Genomic DNA, 4,620 nt, shown 5'->3' with positions numbered 1-4,620 from the left:
TCCATGTAGCGCAGCGGCGTGCCGTCGCCGTTGATGTCGATCTTCTCGCCGAGCAGGTAGTCCCCCGGGTCGGCGGAGTTCCCGGCCCAGAACTCCACGGCGGCGGCCATGATGTCGGAGGTCGCCTCGTTGAGGCCGCCGGACTCGCCGCTGTAGACCAGGCCGGCGGTGTTGGCGGTGACGCCGTGCGTCATCTCGTGGGCGGCCACGTCGATCGAGGTGAGCGGGTGGGCGTCGTAGTCGCCGTCGCCGTAGGTCATGCAGAAGCAGACGTCCCACCAGTAGGCGTTGGCGTAGCCCCTGCCGTAGTGGACGTGGCTGGTCGCGGCGACACCGTCGTTCCGGATGCCGTCACGGCCCTGGACGTCCTTGTAGTAGTCCCAGGTCAGTTGCGCACCGTAGGCGGCGTCGGCACCGGCGGTCTGCGGGTGGTCGGGCCGGCCGTTGCCCCAGACGTCGTCGGCGTCGGTGAACAGCGTGCCGGTGGCGCGGTCGTCCTCGGCGTGCTCCAGGTCGTAGGTCCGGTGCCCGCCGCGGGCGCCGTCGGTCAGGCTGTAGGTGCCGCCGGCCGCCGTGGTGCCGAGGGTGACGTCGCCGGAGTACTGGCTGTGGCCGGTGCCGTTCCTGACGTCCTGGTAGTCGAAGAGGTGGGCGCCGGTGCCGGCATCGGTGATGACGTGCAGCTCCGACGGGGTGCCGTCGCCCTGCACCCCGCCGACGACGCTCTCCCAGGCCCGCACCGGCCGACCGGTCGCGGCCCACACGACCTCGCGGACGGAGGTGACCGCCGCAGCGCTCACCCCCTCGGCCCCGGCACGCTCCAGCGCGCGGGCGTTGGCGGTCCCGGCGGTGACGGCCGCCAGGGCGGGGCCGACCGCGAGGGTGGCGCCGGTGGCCCTGTCGACGTCCTTGACGGTGCCGTCGGCGGCCGTGTGGACCACCAGGTCGCCGCCGAGGACCGGGAGTCCGGCGAGGGTGCGGTCGTACCGGGTGTGCAGCGTGCCGTCCGTGTCCTTGCTGACGGACTTCGGCTCCAACTCCTCCTCGGGGCCGAGACCGAGGGCTCCGGCGGTGGCCGAGCGGCGGGTCCGGGCGCCGGCCGTCAGCGCGGCCTGCTCCTCCCGGTCCAGCGGTGCGGGTGCGGCGCCCGCCCGGGGGGCGGGGACGCCGGGGACGCCCGGGCCGGGGCCGACGCGCCCGGCGGCGGTCACGGTGGTGGAGCCGGGGGTGACCGGCCCGGCTGTGGCGGTTCCGGAGGTGACCGGTGCGGCTGTGGCGGCACCGGGCGGCAGCACGGCGGTGATGAGGGAGACGCCGAGCGCGAGCGCGCACGCTCCGGCTGTCCGGTGGGTGCGAGGTGTCAAGGAAACTCCTCGGGGGGGGTGGCCGGCGTCGGGCCCGGCCTCGGGGCCCGGATGCGCCGGACGACGTTGTCCGGTCGCCGTCCGGGCGACGGCGTACAGGCAACTGCCGCTCCCCACGGGCCACGTGACGAGTTCGGCAGGCTCGACGAAGCGTGGCATGTTCGCGCGAACATGTCACCATGCCCGGTGCGAACCGGCCTGATACGCCAAGACCCGACACGGCCCGCGTTCCCACCGGCGGATCTTCCGCAGGACCCCGCTCCGGGGCCGGGCCGGGCCGGAGGGCCGATCGGGGCATGTGTGAAGAGGAGCTGCGCACCCCACCGCCGGGGCGCGTCGATGCCCCGGACCCGTGGGGAGGGTCCGGGGCGACAGCGGCCGCAATGGCCGGATGCGGTCGGAGCCCGGATCGGCGCGCCGGGCGAGCGGTCGGCGGGCCGGGCGAACGGTCATTCGCCGGAACAGCACTCCAGGATCTGCCGGCAGTCGAGCGTCCGGACCGTGTCGCACCGGCAGCACCGCAGAGAAGTGGCGGTGGAGCGGCTCGCACCGGGCCGAATTCTCGTGGCCACGGCAATTCTCCTCGGTGCCGCACCCGACCGTCCCGGGGTATTGCCTTTTCCAGGAAAGCAGGCGCACCCGGGCCGGTCCAGCATCACGGCCACCCAAGTTCGCACGGGTCCGCGGAACCGTAGGTACCCCTGTCCGTAACCCTGGGTAGCGCCACCTCCGCCGACGGAATCCTTGGCAGCACCGGCCCGGCTGTACCGCCAGGGAGCCGTCCCACTACCGGCCGTCACCCCGGGTGGAGACCGGCGCAAGGTCGACGGAGGCTCCCGGGCGACGCGGGAATTCCGATTCCGGGATTCGATCGCGCCGGCCGTGAACCCGTGGGCGGCCGATGCCCCGCGCAACCGGGAAAGAGCCCGGCCGCATTTCCCCGCTGCGCCGATCTGTGATTACTCTTGCGGACCCCGCCCCATTCCGGGAAAGGCGGCCACCCATGCTGCCTGTCGCCCGACCTCCCCGCCCGTCGCCCGTCACCCGCGGCCGGCCCCGGGGTCCGCCACGGCCGGTGGGTAACGATCTCGCAACGCAGCGGGACGCGGACGGCGATCCCTACTCCCCCTGTCCGAGTCCCCCGAACCGAGGAGTGCGCCGTGCCGACCTGTCATGCCGCCGACGCCGACGCCCCGGTGACGCATCGTCGCCGGACCGGCCGCCGGAGCGCATGGCTGCGCCAACATCGCTGCCCGGAGGCGGACCGGGCGCGGCCGCACGCCCCGAAGGCTCCCGCCACCGGACGGCGCACCACCCCTCCGACCGTCCGTGCGGGGCCCTGAGCCACCCGCGCCCCACGATCCACCGAACGTCCGCACCCTCCAAGGACCACCATGCCCCAGCCGCCGCATCCGGCCGACGACACCCCCGAGCCCGCCCTCCCCCTCGGGACCGCCGACGCGCCCGCCCCATCCTCCTCCGGCACGGACACCGGCTCGGCCACCGATTCGGACACCGGCACGGACACCGACTCCGACGCAGCGCTGATCGCCCGTCTGCGGGCCGGGGACGACGGCGTGGTGGGGACCCTGTTCGAGCGTCACCACCGCGCCGCGCTCGGCTACGCGCGCTCGCTCGGCGGCCTGGACCACCGCGCCGAGGACCTGGCGAGCGAGGCCTTCGTCCGGACCCTGGCCGCCGTGCGGGCGGGCAGCGGGCCGACCGACAGCTGGCGCCCCTACCTCCTGACGGTCGTCCGCAACACCGCGGCGGCGTGGGCGACGAGCGACCGGCGCTCCTTCCCCACCGACGACGTCCAGGACTGGGCCGACGAGGCCGAGCACGCCCTCTCCCCCGACCAGATCCTCGCCACCTCCGCCGAGCACGAGCTGATCGTCGCGGCGTTCCGCTCGCTCCCGGAGCGGTGGCAGTCGGTGCTGTGGCACTCGGTGGTCGAGGACCTGCCCGCGGAGAAGGTGGCCCTGCTGCTCGGCCTCTCGGCGAGCGGGGTCTCCTCGCTCGCCGCGCGGGCCCGGGAGGGCCTGCGCACGGCCTACCTGACGGCGCACCTGTCCAGGGCGCAGTCGGCCGAGTGCCAGGCCTTCTCGGGCCGGCTCGCCGCCCAGGTCCGCGGGAGCAACCAGCGGAGGTCCAAGGCGCTGGTCCGGCACCTCGACGAGTGCCCGGACTGCCGCCGCTGCGACGAGGAACTACGGGACGTCAACCGGCGGTTGCGGCTCGCCGCGGTGGCGTTCGTCGGCCCCTGGCCCGTCGTCGGCGCGGCAGCGCCGCCGTTCGTGCCACCCGCCGGGGCAGGCCCCGGTCCGTCGAACGTGCCACCACCGCACCACGCGCCACCTGCCGCCGGCTCGCCCACCGGCTCCTCGAAGGTCGTGGTGGGCGCCCTCGCCACCGGCACCGTCGTCCTCGCGGCGCTCGTCCTGACGCCGCTCCTCCTGTCCTCGCCCCCGGAGCGTCCCTCGCACCTGTCGCCACCCGGCCCGGCCCGCACCCCGACGGACGGGGAGCCGGACCGTCCGATCGACCTCGCCACCGTCACGCTCCCCCCGGTCGCCCCACCACCGACCGCCCAACCGTCGGCCGCCCCGCCCGCTCCGGGCTCGTCCCCCGGCCCGGGCTCGTCCCCCGCCCCGGCCAAGGGTGTCCCGAGCGCCTCCGCGTCCCCCTCCGGAACCACTCCGCCGAGCGCCCCGAGCGCTGCGGGCCGGTCCGGGTGCACCGGGCACCTGCGGCGAGGCCGAGGACCGGGAGACGAGCACCGGCCTGCCGTTCCTCACGCCCTGCACGGGCTCGGAGGACCAGGTCTGGATCGTGCGCGCCGACCGCTCCGGCGGCGTCCAGCTCATCGGCGCCGGGAACAGCGCTTGCCTGGAAGCGGCCGGAACCGCCGGGACCGCCGTCGCCCAGCAGGTGTGCGACGGGAGTGCCCGCCAGTCCTGGCAGCTCGTCGACCTCACCGGCGGGGAGAGCGCGCTCCGCCACCGTTCCTCCGGGTTGCTCCTCGCCGCCGAGGGCACCGGAAAGGTGGACGAGATCCTGCAACTGCGCGCCGCCAGCTGCACATCGGACCCGGCCTGCCGACCGGCCGCCGCCTTCCGCCTGTGAGCCCAGGTCCGGTCCGGTCCGGTCCGGAGGGGAGCAGCGGCGTGCCCTCGACCGTTGGCGGCTTCGCGGCGCGGGACCCTGTCTAGGGGTTGTCTGACAATTCGCGCCGCATCAGCGCGCGGCGTTGGGC

2 protein-coding genes and 1 pseudogene are annotated in these 4,620 nt (G+C 75.3%); 2 read left to right on the top strand and 1 reads right to left on the bottom strand.

All coding sequences use genetic code 11. The features are described 5' to 3' along the window. Positions 1 to 1,364: M4 family metallopeptidase (locus VR45_RS39890; protein WP_045944870.1), on the bottom strand; the 1,364-nt coding region annotated here is incomplete at its 3' end. Between the two features lie 1,394 nt (positions 1,365 to 2,758). Between VR45_RS39890 and VR45_RS50935 the strand changes: the two are divergent. Beyond that, positions 2,759 to 3,403 (top strand): annotated as a pseudogene (locus VR45_RS50935) (sigma-70 family RNA polymerase sigma factor); the annotation flags it as partial. 622 nt (positions 3,404 to 4,025) lie between these two features. After that, positions 4,026 to 4,490 carry an RICIN domain-containing protein gene (locus VR45_RS50930; protein ID WP_078897511.1) on the top strand — a complete coding sequence of 155 codons (465 nt, stop codon included), beginning with the start codon at positions 4,026 to 4,028 and terminating at the stop codon, positions 4,488 to 4,490. The last annotated feature ends 130 nt before the right edge of the window (positions 4,491 to 4,620 follow it).

It is taken from the genome of Streptomyces sp. NRRL S-495 (assembly GCF_000966955.1).
Classification (GTDB): domain Bacteria; phylum Actinomycetota; class Actinomycetes; order Streptomycetales; family Streptomycetaceae; genus Kitasatospora; species Kitasatospora purpeofusca.
The sequence above is the reverse complement of the archived record's forward strand: the minus strand, read 5'-3'. Positions and strand labels throughout refer to the sequence as shown.